Below are 22,352 nucleotides of genomic sequence, written 5' to 3' on the forward strand. Positions count from 1 at the left end.
TCACCTACGGCCGGAAGCTGCGCGAGGCCGTCATCGCGCTGAAGCTCAACAAGGAGTACACCAAGGACCAGATCATGACGATGTACCTCAACATCATCTACTTCGGCCGCGGGGCGCACGGCATCCAGGCGGCGTCGTACGCCTACTTCAACAAGCCCGTGAAGGACCTGACGGTCGCCGAGGGCATGGTGCTCGCCGGGATCATCAAGAACCCCTCGGGCGACAACGAGAAGGGCAGCCCGTCCGACCCGACGGTCGATCCGGTCAAGGCGGAGGCCCGCTTCGACTACATCCGCAAGCAGATGGTGGCACTGAAGTTCGTCTCGGAGGCCGAGGCCAAGGAGAAGCTGACGATGCCCACCACGGTCATCACGCAGGCGCAGACGCGGGCCAACAACGCCGTGGCCAACACCGCCCTGGACAAGCCCGAAGGGCTCGTCGTGCACCACGTGCTGCAGGAGGTCGCGGCGCTCACCGACCCGAAGACCGGCGCCCTGCGGTACGAGGACGTCGACCCGCAGGGCAAGAAGAACTTCGACAAGATCCGCGACGGCGGCCTGAAGATCATCAGTACCGTGGACTCCAGGATCCAGCAGGTCGCGGTGCAGGAGGCCAGCGCGAGCAGCAAGGACTCCAACATGTACGGCCAGAAGCCGAACCTGCAGGCGGCGCTGGTCGCGGTCGAGCCGGGCACCGGCGCGGTCAAGGGCTACTACGGCGGCGACAAGGGATCCGGCAACGACTACGCCGGTTACCACGTCGATCCCGTGCTCGGCGACGGCCAGCCGAGCTGCTGCGGCGGGCACCCGCCGGGCTCGACGTTCAAGGTCTACACCCTCGCGACGGCGCTGATGGCCGGGTACAGCACCGACTCGTTCTGGAACGGGGTGCCGCAGGACTTCCCGGGCCGCACCGCGGCGCAGAAGAACCAGATCAAGAACGCCACCGAGGGGCGCATCCCGAACTGCAAGTCGGGCTCGGGCACGTGGTGCACCCTCAAGGAGATCACGGTCCAGTCGCTCAACGTGCCGTTCTACGCCATCACGCTGGAGCTCGGCGCGGACCGGGTGATCGACACCGCGCGGGCCGCGGGCATCACCAGCATGTGGGCGACCGTGCAGGGCGAGCCGCTGCCGCAGCGCAAGGACCTGACCAAGCTCACCGGTAAGGACGTCGCCCCGGAGTTCTTCGGCAACGAGGTCGGCTTCGGGCAGTACCCGATCACGGTCCTGGACCACGCCGGCGGCATGGCCACCTTCGCCGCCCGCGGCGTCGCCGTGAAGACCCACTTCCTGAAGGAGGTCTGGGAGAAGGAGCAGCGCACGTTCGCCGAGGTGCTCAAGCCGCAGCGGATCCCCGGCTTCAACGAGGGGATGGCCGACGACCTGACCGCGGTGCTGCAGGGCGTGCCGGAGAAGTACGGCCTGCGGGCCGCCCACGGCTACCCGCTCGCCGGCAAGACCGGCACCTGGCAGCTCGGCAACACCACCTCCCAGGGCAACGCGCACGCCTGGATGGGCGGCTACGTCCCGCACGACAAGGCGAAGAACTCACCCGGCCTGGCCGCCGCGGTCTGGGTCGGCAACAAGAACGAAGAGGTCGCGATCAAGGACAAGGAGAACGACAACATCATCGGCGGCTCGCTGCCCGGCCCGATCTGGCGCGACTTCCTCGACGGTGCCCTGACGAAGGTCAAGATGCCGAAGGCGTCGTTCCGCCCCGCGGCGGGGGTCGGCAGCAAGGACGTCGGCACCGGCGTCTCGCCCGGCCCGAGCACCCCGGTGGAGAACCCGACCCCCGGCCAGAGTCCCAGCCCCGGCACGAGCCAGCCGGGCTCCAGCCCCAGCCCGAAGACCAGCCCCAGCCCGAGCCGCCGGAACTGACTTGCACCTGACAGCCGGCACCGCCACCGCACGGCGCACTCACCCGTGTCTTTCCTCGAGGTTGGGGAGGTGACGTGGACGAGACCACGTTCGACGAGTACTACCGGGCGACGGTGCGCAGGCTGGTGCAGTACGCCTACGCGATGTGCGGCGACGCGGACGTCGCGCAAGATCTCGCGCACGAGGCGTACCTGCGGGCCTGGCAGCGCCGGCGGCGGCTGGCCGGGTACGAGGACCTCGAGGCGTGGCTGCGCCTGGTCGTGACGCGGCTGAGCGTCGACCGGTGGCGGCGCATCGCGGTGCATCGGCGCACCCTCGCGCGGCTACGACCACCACCGCCGGCGCAGCCGCCGTCCGACGACACGGTGCTGCTGGTGGCGGCGCTGCGCGAGATCCCGGCGCAGCAGCGGCGCGGCCGTGCCCGGCCCGGGAGCTGACCGTGGCCATGTACGGCGGCGACGGCTTCGCCGGCGGCAGCGTGACCGGGGTCGGCCTGACCAACACCGGGTCCTCGACGTGCCTGCTGTCCGGGGCGCTGGACGTGGTGTGGGTCGACGCGGAGGGCCGGCGCCTGCCGACGGCCGCCACGCTGACCGACGGCGGGAGGTCGACGCTGACGCTGCGGCCGGGCGGGACCGGCTACTTCTCGCTCACGCGCGGCAGCATGCCGGCGGCGGACGAGAACGGCGCGCCCTGCGACCCGCCGGCGGCCGGGCTGCGGATCACGCCGCGCGGCAACGGCGAGTCGCTGGTCCTGAAGGGCACGTGGCGCGCCTGCGGCCACGGGCGCGTCGAGATCGGCCCGCTGCTGGCGAGCCCCGATCCCAGCTGGCACGAGTGAGCCGTGGCGCACGGTCCGGGCCGGCCGCCGGTCCGGACCGTGCGCCACCCGGGACTGCGCGGTGGGCGACGGCAGCCGCTTCGTGCCGGGGCCGTGGACCGAGGCGCGCGGCGGCGTCTTCGCCGGCGCCCGCCGCGATGCCCCGCCGCACGGTCAGCCGCCGGTGAGGGGGCGGTGGACGACGACTTCAGAGGTCTTGTCGTCGCCGGGCTCCTCCCGCAGGAAGTAGACGGCGCCGGCGGCTCCGGCCAGGCACAGCACGAGCAGTGTCGCCACGATCACGATGAGGGGGACGACGAGCTTGTCCCGCGGCGGCCGTGCCGGTGGCTGCGCCGCGAAGTGCGGTGCCGGGAACGGCGGCGGGGCGGGTGGCGTGCCGTGATAGGCGGGATCCGGTTGCCGCTGCTGGTACGGATCCGTCATGCGCCGACCCTACCCGAATGTGAACGTCGCTACCGGTACCAGCCGCGCAGGGCGGCGAGCAGGTCCCGCCCGCCCAGTGCCGGCGGCGGGGTCGGCAGCTGGCGCAGCAGCAGATCCCGCCCGGCGACCGCGGCGGGCTCGGGGTCGGCGAGCGGCACCGGCGGGTACCAGAACCGCTCCAGCTCGACGTCCGGCTCGCTCATGTCGGCCAGGGCCCGGGCGGCGCCGGTGAGCGCGGGCGCCTCGGCGACCGGGGCCGCGGCGGCGGTGCCGGTGCGCAGGGCCCGCAGGTTCGCCAGGAGCGTGTCGCGGTCCCGGCCGCGCCACCGCAGGATCTGGAACGGGTCGGCGTCGAACCGCTCGGCGAGCAGGTAGAACGTGGCCGCCAGGTGCTTGCACGGCACCGCGGCGTCCGGGCAGGAGCAGCGCATCAGCAGGTCGCGCACGCGGGCCGGGAAGAGCGGCGCGTCCGCGGCGGCGAACACGTCCTCGACGTGCGGGGGCAGCTCACCGGCGAGGAGCTTGGCGGCGCCGAGCGCCTCGGCCGCCAGGGCCGTCTCGACCCGCTGCCACACGTCGTCGCCGAACACCTGCAGGGTGATGCTCACCTGGTACGGCGCCGGCCGCGACCCCTGCACGACGGCCGCGACGACGCCCGGCTCGACGCTGAGCGACAGCACCTGGCCGGCGCGGGCGTAGTTGCGGCCGCGGGTCAGGCGGGTGCCGAGGGCGAAGGACTCGAGCACGCCGAGGAACCGCTTGCTCCACCAGCTCTCGCCGATGGCGCCGCGCGCGCTGCGGGCCCGGATCCCGCCCTCGACCCTGACCGTCCGGGATCCCCAGTACTCGGGGGTCGTCACGCCTGCAGGGCCTCCAGACCGGGCGCGACCACGCGCGGGACGAACTCGACGATCTCGTAGGCGGCGAGGTTCTTCTGCAGGAACGGGTCGAGCGACAGCCGCGCCTCCAGCTCCAGCCGGGGCAGCCCGGCGGCGAGGATGACGCCGCCCTTGCGGGGGACCTGCGCGCCGGAGGCGAGGAAGACGCCGTCCGCGTACTGGGTCTCCAGCCATTCGCGGTGCGCGGGCATCGCCTCGTCGATCCGCTCGACGTCGACCAGGTAGCTCAGCGTGATCACGAACATCGGTGCAGTCTACGGGCTACTCCACGACGGCACCGGCTTCCAGCGCCAGCAGCGAGCGCAGCTCCGCCGTGGACAGCTCGGTCAGCCACTGCTCGCCGGTGCCGACGATCTTCGCGGCCAGCCCCCGCTTCTCGGTGATCATCGCGGCGATCTTCTCCTCGACGGTGCCTGCGGTGACGAACTTGCGAACCTGCACGGCGCGGCGCTGCCCGATGCGGAACGCCCGGTCGGTCGCCTGGTCCTCGACGGCCGGGTTCCACCACCGGTCGACGTGCACGACGTGGTTGGCGGCGGTGAGGGTCAGGCCGGTCCCGCCGGCCTTCAGCGACAGCACGAACACCGGCGGCGAGGCCGGCGTCGCGGCCTGGAAACGGGCCACCAGCGCGTCGCGGGCCGGCTTGTCCAGGCCGCCGTGCAGGTAGGCGACCTCGCGGCCGAACCGGGCCGACAGGTGGGCGCGCAGCATGCCGCCGAACTCCGCGTACTGGGTGAAGACGAGGGCGCGCTCACCGGCGGCGAGGACCTCGTCGAGGATCTCCTCCAGGCGCAGCAGCTTGCCGCTGCGCCCGGCGAGCCGGCTGCCGTCGCGCATGGCGTGCGCCGGGTGGTTGCAGATCTGCTTGAGCCGGGTCATGGTCGCCAGGACCAGGCCGCGGCGGGCGACGCCCTCGCTGCGCTCGATCTTGCCGAGCATCTCGTCGACGACGGCCTGGTAGAGCGACGCCTGCTCGCGGGTGAGGTTGCACAGCACCTCCATCTCCAGCTTCTCCGGCAGGTCGGAGATGATGCCGCGGTCCGTCTTGAGCCGGCGCAGCACGAAGGGCTGGGTGATGCGGCGCAGCCGGGCGGCCGCGTCGGCGTCGCCGCGGCGCTCGACGGGCTCGGCGAAGCGCTCGCGGAACTTCGTGGCGGTGCCGAGCAGGCCCGGGTTGGCGAAGTCCATGATGGACCACAGGTCGGCGAGCCGGTTCTCCACCGGGGTGCCGGTGACCGCGATGCGGTGCCGAGCCGGCAGCCCGCGGACCGCGACGGCCTGCTTCGTCGCGGCGTTCTTGACCGCCTGCGCCTCGTCGAGGACGAGCCGGTGCCACGACAGCGACTTCAGCGCGGCCGCGTCGCGCGCGGCGATCGAGTACGTGGTGATGACGAGGTCCGACGCGGCGACCGCGGCCCGGAACTCGGCGCCCCGGGCGCGCTCGGCGCCGTGGTGGACGTGCACGCGCAGCGACGGCGCGAACCTGGCGGCCTCCCGCTGCCAGTTGCCGACCAGCGACATCGGGCACACCAGCAGCGTCGGGCCGGGCGCGTCGCGGGCCAGCAGCGCCAGCAGCTGCACGGTCTTGCCCAGGCCCATGTCGTCGGCGAGGATGCCGCCGAGCCCGGCGGACTCCAGGAAGGTCAGCCAGCTCAGGCCGCGCAGCTGGTACGGGCGCAGGCTGCCCTGGAACCGCTCGGGTGGCTCGGCGGCGGGCACCCGCAGCTCGGTGTCGCCGGACAGCAGGTCGCCGAGCCACCCGTCGGCGGTCACCTCGACCACGGGCAGCCCACCGGGGCCCTCGGCCTCGCCGGCCAGGTGCAGCAGGTCCGCGACCGTCATCGCGGCGTCGTCGCCATGCCGGCGCATGATCTCCAGGCCGGCGGCGAGCCGGCGCTGGTCGAGCTCGACCCACTGCCCGCGCAGCTGGACCAGCGGCGCCTTGAGGTCGGCGAGGCGGCGCAGCTCCTCCGCGGTGAGCGGCTCGCCGCCGATGGCGAGCTCCCAGCGGTAGTCGACGACCGAGCCGAGGCCGACCGCGCTCGCGGTGGCGACAGTGCCGGGCTGGGTCGCGGGGCTGCGCGCGGTCAGCCGGGCGCCGAGCCGGGCCTGGGGCTTGCGCCACCAGCCGGGCAGCAGCATCCCGAACCCGGCGCCGGCCAGCAACGGCGCGTGCTCGCTGAGCAGCTGGTGCGCGCCGGCGGTGTCGAGGGTGAGCCCGGCCGGCCGGGCCGCGCGCAGCGACTCCTCCAGCGCCGGGTACAGCCGGCTGGCCCGGCCCAGCTCCGCGAGCAGGGTCTCCTGCGGTGCCGGCACCTGCCACTGCGACAGCTCCAGGGGCCCGGGGGTCTGCCAGACGGAGCCGGCGTCCACGACCAGGCTCGGCTCGTCGGCGGCCTGCAGCGCGAACTCCAGGCGCCAGACCGGCTCCTCGTCGCCGGCGAGGGCCTCCTCGATGGTGCCGGGCTCGGGCGGCTCGACCAGCCGGAAGCAGGCGCGGACCGCGCCGCCGACCGCGTCGGCCTGCCAGGCGGCCAGGTCCGCGCGCAGCGCCGCGAGCTCGGCGGGCGGGCCGTCGACCGCGCGGGCCTTGCCGGTGAGCGCGGCCAGCCAGGCGCCGGCGGTGCCGGTGACCCGCTGCGTCGCGGCCGGCAGCACGGCCCGCGCGGCGGCGTCGACGAGCGTGTCGAGCACCTCGGTGAGCACTGCCGCCCGCGACGGGGCGCCGCCGAGCACCGCCTGCGGCAGCGACAGCGCGAGGGACCGCGTGTACGCGGCGTCCTTGCCGGTCAGCACGGGCACCCAGCGGGCCTCGGCCGGTCCGCCGCCGGCTGCCGTGCCGGGTGCGCCGGAGCCGCCGGGGCCTGGCCCGGGGTCGGTGAGGCCGGGCAGCATCCTGCCGCGCTGGACCAGCGACCCGGCGAACTTCGCGACGGTGGCCAGGGCGCGCACCGTGTCGCCGAAGACGATGTCGTCGTCCTCGCCGCCGGCGGTGATCGCGACCAGGGGCGAGCGCAGCAGCGCGTAGGCGTCGTCGGGGCCGTACTCGACCGTGTCGACCGTCCACTCGCCCAGCTCGAGCGGGGCGTCGGAGGGCGTGCGCCGGGCCTGGGCGGCGGGTGACGGCTCGGGCAGGCCGCCGCGGGCCGGCAGGGCGAGCACCCGGGTCGCCGACCGGCCGGTGTCCTCGTCGAGGCGCAGCCCCCGCACGGCGAACGGGTGCGCGGGCACGCCCCGGGTCCCCCGGCGCCGGGGGACCGGCGGCTGGTCGGCGTCCTCGGCCCAGAGGCAGAGGCGACCGTCGAGCCAGGCAGCGTGCACGACGATCACCCGCGCGAGCCTAGTCGAGGGCCGCCGACCCGACCGGCTGAACCTCTGTTCAGCGACAGGTGTCGTTGTTACCATCCGGTAATCCGAGTCATTTTCATGTTCACTCGCAGCCCCCGGAAGGGATCCGCCATGTCCCTGTCCCTGCTGAAACGTGCCGCCACGGTCCTCGTCCTCGTCGCGGGCGCCCTCGTCGCAACCCCCGCGCAGAGCCGCGCCGCCGTCCTGCTCCCCACGGACTACTGCCTCGACGAGTGCGACGACATCCTGCCCCCGGGCCAGAACGGCAACGCCACCCTCGCCGACATCCTGGCCCACCAGGCCCTCGGCTTCCGCCCGCCGCACTCGTCGGACCAGCTGGGCAGGTACGCCGGCCTCGTCTCGGCGTACACCGGCCTCACCGGCGAGCAGATCGACCGCTTCTACAACAGCGCCTCGTTCGGCGTGCCCGCCGGGCAGGTCGAGCGCGCCTACAGCCCGCGCGGCGACGTCACGATCGTGCGCGACAAGACCGCCGGCGTGCCGCACGTGACCGGCACGACCCGCGCCGGCACCATGTTCGGCGCCGGCTACGCGGGCGCCGAGGACCGCCTGTTCGTCATGGACCTGCTGCGCCGGGTCGGGCGCGGGCAGCTGACCCCGTTCGCCGGCGGCTCGCCCGGCAACCGCGAACTGGAGCAGAGCATCTGGCGCAACGCGCCCTACACCGAGGCCGACCTGCAGGCCCAGGTGGAGCAGCTGCGGACCAAGGGCCCGCGCGGCGCGCAGCTCTACGACGACGTGCGGGACTACGTCGCCGGCGTCAACGCCTACATCGCCGCGTGCATGTCCGGCCGCAACTGCCCCGGCGAGTACGTGCTGACCGGCCACCTCGACGCGATCACCAACGCCGGCGGCCCAGAGCCGTTCAGGATGACCGACCTCATCGCCATCGCCGGCGTCGTCGGCGGCCTGTTCGGCGGCGGGGGCGGCGGCGAGGTCGAGTCGGCGCTCGTGCGGGTCACCGCCCGCGCCCGCTACGGACCGGTGGAGGGCGAACGGCTGTGGGCGGCGTTCCGCTCCCAGAACGACCCCGAGGCCGTGCTGACCCTCCACAACGGACAGTCGTTCCCGTACGGCGCCGCCGATCCGGACGCCCCCGGCGTCGCGCTGCCGGACGCGGGCAGCGTCACCGCGCAGCCCGTCGTGTTCGACCCCACCGGCTCCGGCACCACCGGCGTGCAGGTCGGCCCGGCGAGCGCGCGGCGGCAGGGCATGTCCAACGCCGTCGTCGTGGACGCCGCGCACTCCGCCACCGGCCACCCGATCGCGGTGTTCGGCCCGCAGACCGGGTACTTCTCCCCGCAGCTGCTCATGCTGCAGGAGCTGCAGGGCCCCGGGATCAGCGCGCACGGCGTCGCGTTCGCCGGGCTCAACCTGTACGTGCTGCTCGGCCGCGGCCAGGACTACGCGTGGAGCGCCACGTCCGCCGAACAGGACATCACCGACACCTACTCGGTGCCGCTGTGCAACGTCGACGGCTCCGCGCCCACCCTGCAGTCCCAGGCGTACCTCTACCGTGGCACCTGCACCCCGATGGAGGCGCTGACCCGCACCAACGCGTGGACGCCGACGCTCGCGGACAGCACACCCGCCGGCTCGTACCGGCTGACCACCTACCGCACGAAGTACGGGCTCGTCGCGTGGCGCGGCAGGGTCGGCGGCGTGCCGGTCGCGTTCACCCGGCTGCGCTCCACGTACCGGCACGAGGCGGACTCCGCGATCGGGTTCCAGGCCTTCAACGACCCGGCCGCGATGGGCTCACCGGCCGCGTTCGTCGCCGCCGCGTCCGAGGTCGGCTACGCGTTCAACTGGTTCTACGTGAACGCGACCGACACCGCGTACTACAACTCCGGCGCGAACCCGGTCCGCAAGGCGGGCGCGAACCCGAACCTGCCGACCCGCGCCGAGGCCGCCTACGAGTGGCAGAACTGGAACGCCGACACGAACACCGCCGACTACGTCCCGGTCGCGCAGCACCCGCAGTCGGCGGGCCAGGACTACTTCGTCAGCTGGAACAACAAGCAGGCCGCCGGCTACAGCGCCGCCGACGGCAACTTCAGCTTCGGCGCCGTGCACCGCGCCGACCTGCTCGACCGGCGGGTCAGGGCGGCGCTCGCCGGCGGCGCCAAGGTCGACCGGGCCGGCGTGGTGCGCCTGGTCGAGGAGGCCGCCGTCACCGACCTGCGCGCCGAGAGCCTCCTGCCGGAGCTGCTGCGCATCCTCGGCACCGGCGATCCGAACGCGGCGAAGCTGGCCGCGTGGCAGGCGGCCGGCGCGCGGCGGGTCGAGACCAGCCCCGGCTCGCACGTGTACCAGCACGCCGACGCGATCCGCCTCTTCGACGCGTGGTGGCCCAAGCTGGTCGCGGCCGCGTTCCGGCCCGGGCTCGGCGACGACGTGTACGCCGCGCTCACCGGCGCCCTGCAGATCGACGAGTCCCCGTCGGGCCACACCGGCTCGGCCGCCGGCGGGTCGCTCAACCAGTCGCAGAGCCACAAGGGCTCGGCGTTCCAGTACGGCTGGTGGGGGTACCTCGACAAGGACCTCCGGGCCGTCCTCGGCGACCCGGTCAGCGGCGGCCTCGGCCGCACGTACTGCGGCGGCGGGGTCCTCGCCGCCTGCCGGCAGGTCCTCGCCTCGACCCTCGCCACGGCGGCGGCCGAACCGGCCGCGACCACCTACCCCGCCGACGCGTCCTGCGGCGCCGGCGACCAGTGGTGCGCCGACAGCATCGTCCAGTCGCCGCTGGGCGGCATCACCCACGACAAGATCTCCTGGCAGAACCGCCCCACGTACCAGCAGGTCGTGTCGTTCCCGGCGAAACGCGGCGACGACGTGACCAACCTGGCCCTGGGCCGCAAGGCGACCGGCAACGGCACCTTCATCGGCTACAGCGCCGGCGCCGCCGTCGACGGCGACCCGGCGACCCGCTGGGCGAGCTGGTGGAGCGACGACCAGTCGCTGACCGTCGACCTGGGCTCGGCCCGCACGCTGCGGCGGGTGATCCTGCGGTGGGAGGCCGCGTACGGCTCCCGCTACCGCATCGAGGTGTCGGCCAACGGCAGCACGTGGACGGCGGTGAGCACGGTGGACGCCGGCAACGGCGGCACCGACAGCGTGACCTTCGCCCCGGTCAGCGCCCGCCACGTGCGCATGGCAGGGGTCGGCCGGGCCACCGGCTACGGCTACTCGCTGTGGGAGTTCGAGGTGTACTCGCGGTAACGCGTCTCCCGGTGACGCGTCTCCCGGTGGCGGCCGACCTCGTGCCGGTGGGGGTCGGCCGCCGCCCAGGTGACCTGCTCACCGGCCCGGCTCAGCACGCACGTCTCGACGTGCAGCTCCACCAGCACGTGCTGGCCGAAGCCGGGCGGCGGGCCGGACATGCCCCGCTCGGCCAGGAACGCGGCGGCGACGCTGCGCCGCAGCGCCTGGTCGCGCGGGAACCTGGCCCGGCCGGTGAGGTAGAACGCCTCCTCGCCGTCGTGCAGCGGGAACGTGTGCAGGGCGAACCGGTCGTCGCGCAGCAGGTCCTCCAGCTTGGGCGACACCGTCAGCAGCGTGTAGAGCCCGTCCTCGACGAGCAGCGGGCTGACCGGGTGGACCCGGGGGCCGCCGTCGGCGCGCACCGTGCCGAGATACGCGAGGCCGACGCCGCTGCGGTACAGCAGCGCCCGGCCGGACGAGGCCAGGCCGGGCGCCGAACGCCGGAAGCGCCCCCACGAGAGCATGGCAGCCAGACTGGCGTACCGCCGAGTCCCGGGTCAACTTCGCGGCATGACAGGTTTTCGCGCCATCCGCGCGCCGCCGTGGTGACGGTGGGGACCCCGGCCGCGGCGCGGCCGGGGTCCCCACCGGGTCAGACCGGCAGCAGGGACCGGTCCGACTCGGTCAGGACCAGGATGTCGCTGGTGAGCGGGGCGTACACACGGCGCAGCAGGGCCGGGTCGCAGGCGCTCGCGACCGCCGCGAAGACGGCCCGGGCCAGGCGCTCGGCGAGGGCCGGCGGCACCGCCGCCCGGGCCGCGACGTCGGCGAGGAAGTCCAGGTGGACCTCCTGGTCGTACAGGTGTTGGTAGGACCACAGGGGCTCGGCGAGCGTCGGTGGCAGCTCCGCGGCCAGGTGGTGCACCCAGCCGTCCGGCAGGCGCGTGGCCAGGGCGTGCAGGACGCCCCGCACGGCGCGCCGGGTCTCTTCCGCGGTGCTGAGACCGGTCTTCTCGCGGACCTCCGTGATGTACACGTCTTCATACATGCCGCGAACGCTTCCAATCTCGCAGGTGAAGCACCATCACCAGCAGGGAGCGAACGGCCGCGCCGGGGGCGCTCATCCGCGCCGGGTGGGACGGGCTCACCTCCGGGGCGCTCAGCATGGCCGCGTACATCCCCTCACCGTTGGGAGAAACCCCGATGGCATTCCTGGTGACCCGACCCGGCCGAGCGTTCACGTTCCCGGCGGCGGCGATGCCGCGCATCGGTGGCGTGCCGGTCGACATCGAGGAGACCGCCGACGACTACCGGGTCGACCTGGACCTGCCCGACGTTGACGCCGACGACGTGCGGATCGACCTGCGGGACAACGAGATCCGGGTCGCGGGCAACTACCGTGCCCGGGTCCGCACCGGCACGATGCACCACCGCGCGCGGCAGGAGGGCGAGTTCGAGTACCTGATCGGGCTGCCGGGCGACATCGACGAGGACCGGGTCGAGGCGAACCTCGACAGCGGCGTGCTGAGCATCGTCGCGCCGAAGGCGCGCGGCGAGCAGACCCGGCGCATCACCGTGCGGGCGGCGCAGGGACGACCCGGCGCGCAGCAGGCGGTCGGTGGGCGGCCCGAGCAGCAGCAGGCACGCACGGAGTCCGGGCCCGCCGACACGCCGGCCGCACAGGCCAAGCAGATGCGCGAGCGCCAGTCCCAGCCGGGGGCCACGGCCCAGCCGTCCGGCAGCAGCGGCACCGGCAGCAGCGGCACCGGGCAGGTCGGGCGCAGCGGCATGCACTGAGACCGGGCCCAGCACCGTGCAGGCGCGCGACGAGGCGGTGCCGGCCCCCGTGGGGCCGCCCGCCCGCCGACGCGGACGGCGCACCAGTTGGGGGGACCGATGCCGGTTGACACCCGCGACTACTACGCAGACCTCGGCGTGCCGAGGACCGCCCGGCGGGAGGAGGTCCGGCGCGCGTACCGGGAGCTGGCCCGCCGGCACCACCCGGACGTGAACCGCGAACCCGGCGCGGAGGAACGCTTCAAGGCGATCGCCGAGGCGTACCAGGTGCTGTCCGACCCGCGGCGGCGCCGCGACTACGACGCGAGCCAGGCGACCGCGGACGACTGGCTCGGCAGCCTGTTCCAGGGCGGCCTCGGCGGCGTGGCCGCGCAGGCCCGCGGCACGGCGACACCGGGGCGCCGGACGCCGCCGTACGACCAGCCGGGCCCCAGGGACCGGCCCGCGCCCGACCGGCCCGCGTCCGACCGTCCCGCGCCGGACCGGCAGGGAAGCCCGGGCGCGGACAGCGAGGCCGGGTTCGCCGTCGCCGTCGAGGACGCGTACCACGGCGCCCGGCGCACCGTCACGCTGCCGGGACCGACCGGGCGGCCCCGGCAGTACACCGTGGACGTCCCGGCCGGCGTCGCCGACGGGCAGCGGATCCGGCTCGCCGGCCAGGGCGTGCCCGGCACCGGCGGCGGGCCGTCCGGCGACCTGTACCTCGTCGTGCACCTGTCGCCGCACCCCCGGTACAAGGTCCGCGGCCGGGACATCGTCGTCGAGCTGCCGGTGGCCCCGTGGGAGGCGGCGCTCGGCACGCCCGTGGAGGTCCAGACGCCCGGCGGCCCGGTGCGCCTCGACGTGCCCGCGGGCTCGTCGTCGGGGCGCCGGCTGCGGCTGCCCGAGCTGGGCCTGCCCAACCCCCGGGGCACCGCCGGCGACCTGTACGCCGTCCTGCGCATCGTCGTCCCGCCGAACCTGTCAGGACACGAACAGCGGCTCTACGCGGAGCTCGCCGCGGCGTCCACCACCGATCCCAGGAGCTCGGTATGACGTTTGCGCTGGTACGAGCGACGCGGCTGCCACTGGACGCCTTCGCCGACGCGGCCGGGGTACATCCGGGCCTGGTCACCCGGCTGGTGGCGCTTGGCCTGGTGGAGGTCACCACCGGCCCGGCCGGGCCCCCGGGGTTCCCGGTCCGGGAGCTGGCGAGGGTGGCCCGCATCCGCCGGCTGCACGACGACCTGACCCTCAACTACGCCGCCGTCGGCGTGGTGCTGGACCTGCTCGACCGCATCGACGAACTCGAAGACCGACTGGCTAGGAGGGCATGATGCTCAGAAGAGAAGCGTGGCTGCTCGGGGTGCGTGGGGTCATCGCCATCGTGTTCGGCATTCTCGCGGTCGTCTGGCCCGGGGTGACGGCGGTCGCGCTGGCGCTGCTGTTCGGGATCTTCGCGATCGCGACCGGCATCGAGCAGATCGTGCACGCGGTGCGCCCGTCCGCCGGGGCGACGAACCCGGTCACGGGCTTCGCCGACGGCACCGGGCCGCGGGTGGCCCGGGTGGTCGCCGGGCTGTTCGGGCTGGCCGCTGGCATTCTCGCGATCGTGTGGCCGGGGGTCACCGCGGTCGTGCTCGCGGTCCTCATCGGCGCGTGGGCGATCGTCACCGGCGTCGCCGACCTGTGGCTCGCCACCCGCCAGCACGGCGGCTGGACCCTGGCCCTGGTCGGCGCGATCTCCGTGGTCGCCGGGCTGTTCGTGGTGGTGCGCCCGGCCCAGGGCGCGGTCGCGATCGCCTGGGCGATCGGCCTGTACGCGATCGTCAGCGGCGCCCTGCTGCTGTTCGCCGCGTACCAGCTGACCCACCAGGGCCGCGGCCGCCTGTCCGCCGCCCACTGACGCCGGGCGCGGCTACGGCGGCGGTGACTCCTGCGAGACGTGGGCGTGCACGATGCGCCAGCCCTCCGGCAGGCGGACCCAGGTCTGGGACTGCCGTCCGGGGCGGTCCTCGCCGCCCGGGTAGTCGAACATCGTGGTGACCGTCGCCAGGTCGGTGCCGAACGTGGTGACGCGGGTGTCGTACAGGCGCCGGCCGGGCGGCAGCGGCGCCTGCGCGGCCCGCCACGCCCGCAGCTGCGCGGCACCGGTCTGCCGGTCCGCGATGCCGAAGCGCACCACGGCCGGGGAGTCCCAGAAGGCCTCGGCGAGCGCGGTCGTGTCGTTGGCGACGAGCGCCTTCTCGTACGCCTCGAAGGCCGCCGTCACCTCGGCGACGACGTCGTCCCGGTCGATCCGCACGGCTGTCCCCTCTGCTGCTGGCGGCTTGCATGGCGGTCGGCGGGCGGTGGTCCCCGGGAGGAGGGACCACCGCGCCGCAGGTGGAGCTGACCCCGGCGGTGGAGCTACGACGCCGGTGCCGGCTCCGAGGCCGCCGTGGCAGTGGTGGCCGGTTCGGCCGGTGCCGGTGGCGGCGGTGCCTCGCCGTGCAGGCGGTCCAGCTCGATCTCGTCGGGCTCCTTGGCCCGCGGCTCCGGCCGGCCCAGCGCGAACAGCCCGCAGACCACCGCGATGAACAGATAGCCGAGCGCGACCTGGCCGTCGGCGTTCCAGGCCACCTTCTCGCCGTGGATCAGCCCGACGAAGGACAGCACCGCCCCCGACAGCGCGAAGATGCCCGCGTGGATGAAGCGTTTGTCGATGATGAACGCGACGATCGAGCCGAAGACCAGGCCGGCGAGGATCGCGCCCTGGCCGAGGGTGAGCAGGCCGCTGTAGATGACGCCGTTGCCCTCCAGGGCCGCGTCGCCGACCTTCGCGGCGTTGGTGCCGGCCGCCGCCAGGGAGTTGTCGATCTGGCTGGTGGCCCACTGCGCGATGTTCGGGATCAGCGCCGCGATCACCGCCGCGGCGTGCGCCTTGGGGGAGAACTGGAACGCCTGCGCGCCGATCAGCAGGCCGATGTAGAGCAGGATCGGCACGATCGCCGGCAGCGGGAAGATCGCGCCGAGGAAGCCGAACAGGCCGAGGAAGCACAGCAGCGCGATGACGATGCCGGTCGCCATCGAGTACCCGCTGCCGCCGCCGGCCTTTTTCCAGCCGGGGTGCCCGACGTAGACGGCCGGCGGGAACGGCGAGCCGAGCGCCGCGCCGATGATCGCCCCGGCCCCGTCGGCGAGCAGGACGCTGCGCAGGTTGTAGTTGTCGCCGGCGGCCGCGGCGCTCTCCACGTTGGACATGCCCTCGGTGAAGTTGTAGACGCCCAGCGGGATCGCCGTGGCCAGCAGCGGCGCCACGTCGGACAGGCCGGAGGTGAGCAGGTCCAGGTGCAGGCCGGGCAGCGCGAAGCCGATGTCGTCGACGGCGGCGCTGACCGCGTTGCCGTCCATGGCGCCGCCGGCCCAGCCGATCGCGGTGCCGACCAGCAGCGCGGCCAGGCCGATCGGGAAGTTGCCGGGCAGCTTCGTGTCGGTGAGCAGGCCGATCAGCAGCAGGGCGAACACCGGCAGCGCGACCCACGCCAGGTCCCACATGCGGGCGGCCGGCAGCATCGAGATGAACGTGATGGAGATGCCGGCCAGGGTTCCCAGCAGCGCCGCGCGCGGGGTGTACCGGCGGATGTACGGGCCGACGAATGCGCCGATGAGCACGATGAGCCCGATGATGAACGCCCACGCCAGGCCGGCCTTCCAGGCCAGGGTCGGGTTGTCCGTCTTCAGGTACACCGGCAGCATGATGACGAAGATGACGATGAACATGTGCGGCACGCTCGGCCCGTAGGGCAGCGCGGTGACGTCGGTGCGGTGCTCCTTGCGGGCCAGCCGCCGGGCCAGGAACGTGTAGTAGACGTTGCCCGCGACGAGCGCGATGCCGAGCGCCGGCAGGATCGCCTGGAAGACGTCACCCTTGCTGAGCTTCACCACGAACAGGCACAGCGAGGTCAGCGTCAGCACGTTGACGAGGACGTTGACGCCGAAGCCGAAGAAGGCGTTGGTGTCGCCGCGGACCCACCACGGGATTTTCAACGATGCGGTGTCGGTGCTGGTAGCCATGACTCACGTCCTCTGCAGAGACGGTTGCAGTGCCGCGACGAACGCGGTGGACGGCGCGACCCAGCCGAAGATGCCGCCCTGCGCGGCGATCATCGCCAGGCCCGCCTCCTGGAACTCCGGGAAGTACGAGCCGACGCAGTCCGACAGCACGAGACACTCGTAGCCGCGGTCGTTGGCCTCCCGGACGGTGGTGTGCACGCAGACCTCGGTGGTCACGCCGGTGACGACCAGGCTGCGGATCCGTCGCGCGGCGAGGACGTCGCCGAAGGACGTGTTGTAGAACGCGCCCTTGCCGGGCTTGTCGATGACCAGCTCCCCGTCGGCCGGGGCGAGCTCGTCGATGATGTCGTGGCCGTACTCGCCGCGGATGAGGATGCGCCCCATCGGGCCTGGCGCGCCGATGCGCTGGCTGGGCTCGCCGCGGTTGAGCTTCGCCGGCGGGCAGTCCGACAGGTCCGGCAGGTGCCCCTCGCGGGTGTGGATGATCGTGAGGCCGGCGGCGCGGCAGGCGCGCAGCAGCACCTCGGTCGGCGCGATGACGCGGCGCAGCTGGGAGACGTCGTTGCCGAGCGTCTCACCGAAGCCGCCGGGCTCCATGAAGTCGCGCTGCATGTCGATGACGACCAGCGCGGTCGTCGCCGGGTCGAAGGTGAAGGGTCCGGGAAGTGCGTCGAGCGTGGCCATCAGGCCCCCTCAGTCGGAGACGGTCGCCGCGATCACGTCTTCCGACGTCGCGACGCAGCCGAAGACCCCGCCCTGCATGGTGACCATGTGCAGGGCGGCGGCGTGGTTGGACGGGTCGGTGGCGCCGGTGCAGTCCGACAGGATCAGGCACTCGTAGCCGCGGTCGTTCGCCTCACGCATCGTCGTGTGCACGCACACGTCGGTGGTGATGCCGGTCAGGATGATGTGGGTGATGCCGTGGGTACGCAGGACCAGGTCCAGGTTGGTGGCGTAGAACGCGCCCTTGCCGGGCTTGTCGACGACAACCTCGCCGGGCGCGGGCGCCACCTCCGGCACGATCTGCCAGCCGGGCTCGCCCTTGATGAGGATCCGCCCGCACGGCCCGGCCGAGCCGATCTCCGCCCCGATCTGCGCCGAGCGCCAGCGCTTGTTGGGCGGCAGGTCCGACAGGTCCGGGTCGTGCCCCTCCCGGGTGTGCACGACCAGCATGCCGAGCCCCCGCACGTGGTCGAGCAGCTTCGCGGTGGCCGGCAGCCCCGCCCGGGTCAGGCCGATGTCGTAGCCCATGCTGTCGACGTAGCCGCCCGGGCCGCAGAAGTCCGTCTGCCAGTCGATGCACAGCAGGGCCGTGCGTTCGACGGGGACCGAGCCGTCGTACGGCCAGGCGTAGGGCCTGGCCCCGACGACCGGACCGATGCTTGTCCTCATTGCCCCTCCTCTTGCCGGTGTGCCCGAAAGCCCTCGCTGGCGGTGATGTCCTGCGCGTCCCCGGCCGCGTACGCCTCGCAGAGGAACCCCTGCACGGTCTGACCGTCCACCGTGGACAGATAGCCGATCGACAGCGGCGGCCGGACGCTGCTGAGCAGGGCGCCGACCGCGCTGCTGGGCAGCCGCCAGATCTCGACCTCGATCTGCGCGCCCTGCCCCGCGCCGACCCGGACCAGCCCCGGCACGCCCGTCGGCAGCCGGTACAGCCGGTAGCACGCCTCGGTCCGGGTGGTGCGCGCGAACCGCCCGCCCAGCGCGACCAGCTCCGCGTTGCGCGCCTCGCCGCGCAGGTGGTGACCGGCCACCGCCAGTTCGACGGTCGTCGCGGGCGGCTCGGGCACGGGCCCTGCCTCGCCCCGGAACGCGGCGGCGAGCCCGAGCAGCGTGCCCTCGGCGAACGCCGGCCCGATCAGCGACAGGCTCGCCGGGCGGCCCTGCGGGGTCGTGCCGTTGGGTACGGTGACGACGGCCAGGTCCAGCAGGTTCGCGAACTGGGTGTAGCGGCCCAGGACCGCGTTGCGGCGCAGCGGCTCCTCGGCGATCTCGTCGAGGGTGAACGTCGTCGGCACGGTCGGCAGCGCCAGGACGTCGATCGCGGTGAACAGCCGCGCCGTCTCCGCCTTGAGCGCCTGCAGCCGGTGCTGGGCGCGGAACGTGTCGGCGGCGCTGAACCGGTGGCCGCCGCGCAGGATGCCCAGCGTCAGCGGCAGCACCGCGCCGGCGTGCGCGTCCAGGAAGTCCTCGAGGTCGGCCAGGCGCTCGACGACCCACGGCCCCTCGTACAGCAGGCCGCCCGCCTCCAGCAGCGGCGCCAGGTCGACCTCGGTGACGGCCGAGGTCAGCCGGGCCGCGGCGAGGCAGCCGGCGACGTACCGCTCGGCCTGCCCGTGGTCGCCGTCGAAGTCCAGCGTGTCGGGGCGGGCGACGCCGAGGCGGACGGCCGCCGGTGGGAGGCTTTCACCGGTGGCCGTCCGCGACCAGGGGTCCGCCGCGGCCGGCCCGCGGGCCACGTCCAGGACCGTGCGGGCGTCGGCGACGTCGAGCGTGAAGACGGAGACGCAGTCCAGCGAGCGGCAGGCGGGCACCACGCCGGCGGTGCTGAGCAGGCCGCGGGTCGGCTTGAGCCCGACGATGCCGTTGAGCGCGGCCGGCACCCGCCCCGAGCCGGCGGTGTCGGTGCCGAGGGCGAACGCGACGGCGCCCGACGCGACGGCGACGGCCGAGCCGGAGCTGGACCCGCCGGCGATGAGCCCGCCGCCGAAGATGCTCTCGACCGCGCCGTACGGGGAGCGGGACCCGGTGAGCCCGGTCGCGAACTGGTCCAGGTTGGTCTTGCCGACGAGCATCGCGCCGGCGGCGAGCAGCCGCTCGACCACGGGCGCGCCGCGGTCGGGCGTGTACGCGAACGCCGGGCAGGCCGCGGTCGTCGGCAGCCCCGCGACGTCGATGTTGTCCTTGACCGCGAACGGGATGCCGAACAGCGGCAGCGACGGATCGCGCAGCTCCCGCGCGCGGGCGCGCAGCGCCGCGGCCGGCACCCGGCTGATCCACACGCCCGGCGCGGAGGGTGCGGCGATGACCTGCTCGGCGACATCTGCCGGGGTCAGCTCGCCCCGCGCGTACGCGTCGCGGAGGGCGGCGATTCCCGTCTGGGCGAGGGCGGTCATACGGTCGATTGTCGACAGTTCTGTTACGCCAAACCGCGGCCCATGTAACGCGTCGATGTCCGGGGATTACTACCCGACAGTCGCGGGAATGTGATCACGGTCACTGTCACTGTGGCGCGATGAGACGACTGTCCCGGCTCGGACTCGCGGTCATCCTCGGCGGCGCCTGCACCCTCGCCGCCGTGCACCCCGCGCATGCGGAACCACCGGTCGCCACCCTCACCATGAGCGGTGAGATGCACTACGAGGCGGCCCTCAATCAGGCCAACCGGCTCATCATCAGCAACCCGTCGCCCGGCGTGGTGGCCTTCACCGACAACTACCCGATCACGTTCAGCACGCCGGACGGCAGCAGCTGCAGCTACCCGTACGCGACCATGACCACGGTGCACTGCGTCCACGCCGCGACGTTCCTGGACATCAAGACCTCGGACCTCGACGACGTTATCGACAACCGCACCACGTCCAACGTGCACGCCTACGGCGGCGACGGCAACGACGTCATCAAGATGGGCGGCCACGCCACCGCCGCCGCGGCCGGCGACGCGTCCGGCGGCAACGGCGACGACGTCATCCACTCCGGCCCCGGCGACGACTGGATCAGCGGCGGGCCGGGCTCGGACACCGTCACCTTCCAGGGCCGCACCGGCGCGATCACCGCGACGCTCGTCGCGCCCGCGCACGGCGGCGACCCGCTGCTCAGCGAGAGCGACGTCTACCAGCAGATCGAGAACCTGACCGGCGGCGGCAGCGCGGACACCCTGACCGGCGACGGCCTGGCCAACGTCCTGGACGGCGGCTGGTACACCACGCCGTGCCTGCCGGTCCCGTCCGGCGGCGGGCTGCTCACGCCCACCGCCCTGCAGGCACCCCCGCCGTGCAAGACCTACTCCGGCGACGACGTCATCAACGGCGGCGGCGGCCCGGACACCCTGCGCGGCCGCCAGGGCGCGGACACCCTCAACGGTGGCGCCGGCAACGACGTCCTGTACGGCGACGCCGGGTTCGACGCCCTCAACGGGGGCCTGGACTCCGACCTGTGCTACCCGGGCACCGACGGCGCCACGACCACCAGCTGCACGGTGCTCGCCGTAGTGCCCTGACCGGAGCCGGCATGGCAGGGTCCCGCCACCCCTCCCCGGGAACCTGCCATGCCCCGCCGGCCGTCTTCGGTGGGGGCCGGCCATGCCCCGCCGGGCCGCACGGTCAGGGCAGGTAGGAGCGGGCGCCGTGGTCGTCGAGGGCGGCCAGCACCGCCGCGGTGTCGCGGGCGGAGACCGCCTCGAACAGCCGCTCGTGGCGGTGGACGCCGTCGTGCGGGCGGGCGACCTCGGCCTCGCGGCGCAGGTTGAGCGCCATGTACAGCTGGATCTTCACCAGGACCGACTCGTAGACCTGGGTGAGCTGGCGGTTGCCGGCGAGGGCGACCACCGCGACGTGGAACTCGCGGTGGGCGGTCGCCACGTCGAACTGGTCGCCGCGGGCGTCGGCCTCCTGCATCGCCTTCACGGCGGTGGCGACGCCGGCGAGATCGGCGTCCGGGGCGGTCGCGGTGACGGCGTGGCGCTCCAGGACGTCGCGGACCGCGTAGAGCTCCTGGATGTCGGTGGCGGACAGGGTGGCGACGCGGACGCCGCGGCGCGGCACGTGCTCGACCAGGCCCTGCTGTGCGAGCAGCCGCAGGGCCTCGCGCAGCGGGGCGCGGCTGATGCCGAACCGGCGGGTCAGCTGCTCCTCGACCAGCCGCTCACCGGGGTCGGTGGCGCCGCTGAGGATCTCCCGGCTCAGCCGTGACACGGCCAGCTCGACCAGGCTCGCGCTGGCCAGCTCGTCGGACGCACCGGGCTTCACCCGCCCAGTGTGGCAGACCCGCACCGAGATCAGACGCTCTGGAGCCGGTGCAACCCGGCGAACAGCCCATCGGTGGCGATGAGCTCGTCGTAGGTGCCGAGCTCGGCGCGCAGGTCGGTGCCGAGGTCACGCACGACGAGGCTCGTCTGCCGCACCCACAGCATGTGGACGGGGATGTTCTGCAGCGGCCTGCGGCCGTCGAAGTCCATCCGCCCATCCGAGCGCATGGCGGGTGATCGCTCAACGTCAGCGTGGTCACAGGGGCCTGCCGGACGGATCGGTGACGGTAGCCTGCTCCCATGACGCAGCCTCCCTACGGTCAGCCGGACCCATATCAGCCCAATCCGTATGGCCAGAGCCCGTACGGGCAGCAGCCCGCCGACCCGTACGCGTTGCCGGCGGGGCAGCAGCCGATGTCGGGCCCGCCGTCCTCGTCGCCGCCCGGGTCGAGCCCGCCGTACTCGCCGACGTACCAGCTGCCGGTCTCCGGCGCGCCGACGTCCGGCGGCTACGACCCGTACGGCCAGCAGCAGGCGGCCTACGGCCAGCAGCAGGCCGCCTACGGCCAGCAGCCCGGGTACGGCGTGCCGGTGCTCGGCGTCGCCAACGCCGGCTACGACCCGGCGACGGGGCTGCCGTACTCGGACAAGACGAAGCTGGCGGCCGGGCTGCTGCAGCTGCTGCCGGGCCTGTTCCTGGTGCTGGGCGGCATCGGCCGGCTCTACGCGGGCAACACCGCGCTGGGCATCACGCAGCTCGTGCTCAGCGTCGTCGTGGGCTGGACGTCGTTCTGGTGCGGGTTCCTGTTCTGGATCCCGTTCCTGGTCGTGTTCGGCCTGTGGGTGTGGTTCGTGGTGGACGGCATCATCCTGCTGACCGGCCGCCCGGTCGACGGCCAGGGCCGCCCGCTGCGCCCGAGCTGACCCGCGGC

Annotated in this window: 23 protein-coding genes; 10 read left to right on the top strand and 13 right to left on the bottom strand. The window is 73.8% G+C overall.

Annotated elements, in window-relative coordinates:
- The 3 genes from AB0H83_RS16765 to AB0H83_RS16775 form a co-directional block, all read left to right on the top strand.
- Window positions 1-1,883: transglycosylase domain-containing protein (locus AB0H83_RS16765; protein ID WP_360093798.1), on the top strand; the 1,883-nt coding region annotated here is incomplete at its 5' end.
- 74 nt (window positions 1,884-1,957) lie between these two features.
- The gene (locus AB0H83_RS16770; RefSeq protein WP_360093801.1) at window positions 1,958-2,320 is read left to right on the top strand and encodes a sigma factor; all 363 of its coding nucleotides are present in this window, start codon (window positions 1,958-1,960) and stop codon (window positions 2,318-2,320) included.
- 8 nt (window positions 2,321-2,328) lie between these two features.
- Window positions 2,329-2,724 (top strand): DUF4232 domain-containing protein, encoded by a 396-nt coding sequence (locus tag AB0H83_RS16775; RefSeq protein ID WP_360094296.1) that lies wholly within the window; start codon window positions 2,329-2,331, stop codon window positions 2,722-2,724.
- Between the two features lie 153 nt (window positions 2,725-2,877).
- Here AB0H83_RS16775 and AB0H83_RS16780 read toward each other — a convergent pair whose 3' ends face one another.
- Genes AB0H83_RS16780 through AB0H83_RS16795 form a run of 4 tightly spaced genes read right to left on the bottom strand, consistent with a single transcriptional unit; the run spans window position 2,878 to window position 7,376 of the window.
- Window positions 2,878-3,147 (bottom strand): hypothetical protein, encoded by a 270-nt coding sequence (locus AB0H83_RS16780; RefSeq protein WP_360093804.1) that lies wholly within the window; start codon window positions 3,145-3,147, stop codon window positions 2,878-2,880.
- Between the two features lie 29 nt (window positions 3,148-3,176).
- On the bottom strand, window positions 3,177-4,007 hold the full coding sequence (locus AB0H83_RS16785; protein WP_360093807.1) for a hypothetical protein: 831 nt from the start codon (window positions 4,005-4,007) through the stop codon (window positions 3,177-3,179).
- Window positions 4,004-4,291 carry a YciI family protein gene (locus AB0H83_RS16790; protein ID WP_360093810.1) on the bottom strand — a complete coding sequence of 96 codons (288 nt, stop codon included), beginning with the start codon at window positions 4,289-4,291 and terminating at the stop codon, window positions 4,004-4,006. Before AB0H83_RS16790 ends, AB0H83_RS16785 begins: the two co-directional genes overlap by 4 nt.
- A 16-nt stretch (window positions 4,292-4,307) precedes the next feature.
- Window positions 4,308-7,376, bottom strand: coding sequence for a DEAD/DEAH box helicase (locus AB0H83_RS16795; protein ID WP_360093813.1), 3,069 nt, complete (start codon window positions 7,374-7,376; stop codon window positions 4,308-4,310).
- A gap of 129 nt (window positions 7,377-7,505) precedes the next feature.
- On the opposite strand from AB0H83_RS16795, the gene AB0H83_RS16800 reads away from it, so the two are divergent.
- Window positions 7,506-10,637: a penicillin acylase family protein gene (locus AB0H83_RS16800; RefSeq protein ID WP_360093816.1), complete on the top strand. Its 3,132-nt coding sequence runs from the start codon at window positions 7,506-7,508 to the stop codon at window positions 10,635-10,637.
- On the opposite strand, the gene AB0H83_RS16805 is transcribed toward AB0H83_RS16800, so the two are convergent.
- A complete protein-coding gene (locus AB0H83_RS16805; RefSeq protein ID WP_360093819.1) occupies window positions 10,601-11,143 on the bottom strand; it encodes a pyridoxamine 5'-phosphate oxidase in 543 nt (180 codons plus the stop codon). The genes AB0H83_RS16800 and AB0H83_RS16805 overlap by 37 nt on opposite strands.
- A 128-nt stretch (window positions 11,144-11,271) precedes the next feature.
- A complete protein-coding gene (locus tag AB0H83_RS16810; protein WP_360093822.1) occupies window positions 11,272-11,667 on the bottom strand; it encodes a DUF2267 domain-containing protein in 396 nt (131 codons plus the stop codon).
- A 155-nt stretch (window positions 11,668-11,822) separates the two neighbouring features.
- On the opposite strand from AB0H83_RS16810, the gene AB0H83_RS16815 reads away from it, so the two are divergent.
- The 4 genes from AB0H83_RS16815 to AB0H83_RS16830 all read left to right on the top strand — a co-directional run bounded on the left by AB0H83_RS16815 (window position 11,823) and on the right by AB0H83_RS16830 (window position 14,301).
- Window positions 11,823-12,416 carry an Hsp20/alpha crystallin family protein gene (locus AB0H83_RS16815; protein ID WP_360093825.1) on the top strand — a complete coding sequence of 198 codons (594 nt, stop codon included), beginning with the start codon at window positions 11,823-11,825 and terminating at the stop codon, window positions 12,414-12,416.
- A gap of 99 nt (window positions 12,417-12,515) precedes the next feature.
- The gene (locus AB0H83_RS16820; protein WP_360093828.1) at window positions 12,516-13,451 is read left to right on the top strand and encodes a DnaJ C-terminal domain-containing protein; all 936 of its coding nucleotides are present in this window, start codon (window positions 12,516-12,518) and stop codon (window positions 13,449-13,451) included.
- Window positions 13,448-13,732, top strand: coding sequence for a chaperone modulator CbpM (locus AB0H83_RS16825; protein WP_360093831.1), 285 nt, complete (start codon window positions 13,448-13,450; stop codon window positions 13,730-13,732). The genes AB0H83_RS16820 and AB0H83_RS16825 overlap by 4 nt, the downstream gene beginning before the upstream one ends.
- Window positions 13,732-14,301, top strand: coding sequence for a DUF308 domain-containing protein (locus AB0H83_RS16830; protein ID WP_360093834.1), 570 nt, complete (start codon window positions 13,732-13,734; stop codon window positions 14,299-14,301). The genes AB0H83_RS16825 and AB0H83_RS16830 overlap by 1 nt, the downstream gene beginning before the upstream one ends.
- A 12-nt stretch (window positions 14,302-14,313) precedes the next feature.
- Here AB0H83_RS16830 and hpxZ read toward each other — a convergent pair whose 3' ends face one another.
- The 5 genes from hpxZ to atzF form a co-directional block, all read right to left on the bottom strand.
- Complete coding sequence (hpxZ, locus tag AB0H83_RS16835; RefSeq protein WP_360093837.1) at window positions 14,314-14,700, bottom strand: oxalurate catabolism protein HpxZ; 387 nt, start codon at window positions 14,698-14,700, stop codon at window positions 14,314-14,316.
- A gap of 104 nt (window positions 14,701-14,804) precedes the next feature.
- Window positions 14,805-16,451 carry a regulator gene (locus AB0H83_RS16840; RefSeq protein WP_360093840.1) on the bottom strand — a complete coding sequence of 549 codons (1,647 nt, stop codon included), beginning with the start codon at window positions 16,449-16,451 and terminating at the stop codon, window positions 14,805-14,807.
- A 3-nt stretch (window positions 16,452-16,454) separates the two neighbouring features.
- The gene (locus AB0H83_RS16845; protein WP_360093843.1) at window positions 16,455-17,135 is read right to left on the bottom strand and encodes an isochorismatase family cysteine hydrolase; all 681 of its coding nucleotides are present in this window, start codon (window positions 17,133-17,135) and stop codon (window positions 16,455-16,457) included.
- 9 nt (window positions 17,136-17,144) lie between these two features.
- Window positions 17,145-17,843, bottom strand: a complete 699-nt coding sequence (locus AB0H83_RS16850; protein ID WP_360093846.1) for an isochorismatase family cysteine hydrolase — start codon at window positions 17,841-17,843, stop codon at window positions 17,145-17,147.
- On the bottom strand, window positions 17,840-19,570 hold the full coding sequence (atzF, locus tag AB0H83_RS16855) for an allophanate hydrolase (RefSeq protein ID WP_360093849.1): 1,731 nt from the start codon (window positions 19,568-19,570) through the stop codon (window positions 17,840-17,842). The genes AB0H83_RS16850 and atzF overlap by 4 nt, the downstream gene beginning before the upstream one ends.
- Before the next feature lie 119 nt (window positions 19,571-19,689).
- Between atzF and AB0H83_RS16860 the strand changes: the two genes are divergently transcribed.
- Window positions 19,690-20,673, top strand: a complete 984-nt coding sequence (locus AB0H83_RS16860; RefSeq protein WP_360093852.1) for a hypothetical protein — start codon at window positions 19,690-19,692, stop codon at window positions 20,671-20,673.
- Between the two features lie 103 nt (window positions 20,674-20,776).
- Here the strand turns inward: AB0H83_RS16860 and AB0H83_RS16865 are convergent, their stop codons facing one another.
- Window positions 20,777-21,421: a GntR family transcriptional regulator gene (locus AB0H83_RS16865; protein WP_360093855.1), complete on the bottom strand. Its 645-nt coding sequence runs from the start codon at window positions 21,419-21,421 to the stop codon at window positions 20,777-20,779.
- Between the two features lie 29 nt (window positions 21,422-21,450).
- Complete coding sequence (locus AB0H83_RS16870; RefSeq protein WP_360093858.1) at window positions 21,451-21,630, bottom strand: hypothetical protein; 180 nt, start codon at window positions 21,628-21,630, stop codon at window positions 21,451-21,453.
- A 90-nt stretch (window positions 21,631-21,720) separates the two neighbouring features.
- Between AB0H83_RS16870 and AB0H83_RS16875 the strand changes: the two genes are divergently transcribed.
- Window positions 21,721-22,344 carry a hypothetical protein gene (locus AB0H83_RS16875; RefSeq protein ID WP_360093861.1) on the top strand — a complete coding sequence of 208 codons (624 nt, stop codon included), beginning with the start codon at window positions 21,721-21,723 and terminating at the stop codon, window positions 22,342-22,344.
- Window positions 22,345-22,352: the final 8 nt, after the last annotated feature.

The organism is Dactylosporangium sp. NPDC050688 (genome assembly GCF_040654515.1).
Taxonomy (GTDB): domain Bacteria; phylum Actinomycetota; class Actinomycetes; order Mycobacteriales; family Micromonosporaceae; genus Dactylosporangium.